This is a genomic window from Roseburia faecis (assembly GCF_001406815.1).
Classification (GTDB): domain Bacteria; phylum Bacillota; class Clostridia; order Lachnospirales; family Lachnospiraceae; genus Roseburia; species Roseburia faecis.
Genome location: NZ_CVRR01000062.1, coordinates 1 through 1,341, shown reverse-complemented (window position 1 = coordinate 1,341; position 1,341 = coordinate 1). Strand labels below are relative to the sequence as shown.

Here is a 1,341-nt window from a genome sequence, read left to right as displayed (position 1 = left end):
TGGTTCTATGTCAAGATTTAGTACAAGTTAAAATGAGAAATTTCTCCCCATTTTAACCTGCCAGAAGCTCAGCCTCAGTGTGCGTTCTTTCATACACTCGTTCGAATTCGTTTGGCGACATATAGTTGCAATGGCTATGAATTCGTTTCGTATTGTAGAAAGCTTCCAGATATTCAAAAATCAACTGGTATGCCTGCTTATAGTCGCGAATTTTAAAGCGGTTGAGCCATTCACGTTTGATAATAGAATGAAAGGATTCAATGCATGCATTATCCCACGGAAAAGCTTTCTTCGAATAACTGCGCTGCATATTTTCGGTTGCTTTTTTATATTCCTTTGCAACATATTGGCTGCCACGATCCGAATGGATAATTAATGGTTGATCGATATTTCGGCGAGCTTTGGCTTTGTTTATAGTATCAATCACGCAAGATACTTCCAGTGTTTCTGAAAGCGTCCAGGCTATGATTTTTCTGGAAAATAAATCCATAACACTGGTCAGATAGACAAATCCATCTATTGTCCAGATGTAGGTAATATCCGAACACCAGACTGCATTCGGACGATCAGGATTAAATTGCTCATCAAGGATATTTTGTAATTCAGTGCTGAAATCGGAATCTTTTGTGGTGATCGTCCATGGTTTGCTCCACTGGGCACGGATTCCCATTTGGCGCATATATGTACCAACGGTTCTTTCCGAAATGACTTCACCAGTTTTTCGAAGTTCTACAGTGATTTTCGGAGCACCGTAGTTCTGCTTGGAATCATCATAAATATCCTGTATTTTTGCTTTTACAGCTTTACGATGTTTTTCTGTATCAGAAGGTACGTGGTGGAGCCATGCAAGATATCCTGAGCGAGAGACACCTAAAAATTTCAACATTCCGGAGACGGAAACCCGGCGTCCAGCCTTTTTGGCAGCTTCCGTCTTCTCAGACACTTCAAGATAAATGGCTTCCGTCATTTTCCCAGAATGTTGATTGCTTTTTTTAACACATCAAGTGCATCTTTTGCATCACGTAATTCACGTCTGAGACGGGCAATTTCCTTCTGCTCATCAGATGCATAATTACCAGAACCACGAACAGGAATATCACCTGATTCCCGGAAGTCTTTCAGCCATTTTGTTAATGTGCTGTATCCGATGCCAAGATTTTCTGCACATCCACGTACTCCGAGATCTTTGTGATCCTGATAGTACTGGACTGCATCAAGTTTAAATTGTTTGTCATGTTGCTTTGCCATATGAGATCCTCCTTCAGCATGCCTCTATTGTATCATGCTTATGTGTATTTGGAATTTCTCATTTTGGCTTGTACTATTTATATTCTAGCACCA

2 protein-coding genes are annotated in these 1,341 nt (G+C 40.4%); both read right to left on the bottom strand.

Annotated features, from left to right (window positions below):
* Positions 1–52: 52 nt before the first annotated feature.
* Positions 53–967, bottom strand: a complete 915-nt coding sequence (locus M72_RS14145; protein ID WP_055068685.1) for an IS3 family transposase — start codon at positions 965–967, stop codon at positions 53–55.
* Positions 964–1,248, bottom strand: coding sequence for a transposase (locus tag M72_RS14140; protein WP_055068684.1), 285 nt, complete (start codon positions 1,246–1,248; stop codon positions 964–966). Before M72_RS14140 ends, M72_RS14145 begins: the two co-directional genes overlap by 4 nt.
* Positions 1,249–1,341 lie beyond the last annotated feature (93 nt).

What these genes read in the sequence shown, in the direction of transcription:
- M72_RS14145 (WP_055068685.1), bottom strand. Translation starts at nt 967, where the DNA reads ATGACGGAAGCCATTTATCTTGAAGTGTCTGAGAAGACGGAAGCTGCC.
- M72_RS14140 (WP_055068684.1), bottom strand. Translation starts at nt 1,248, where the DNA reads ATGGCAAAGCAACATGACAAACAATTTAAACTTGATGCAGTCCAGTAC.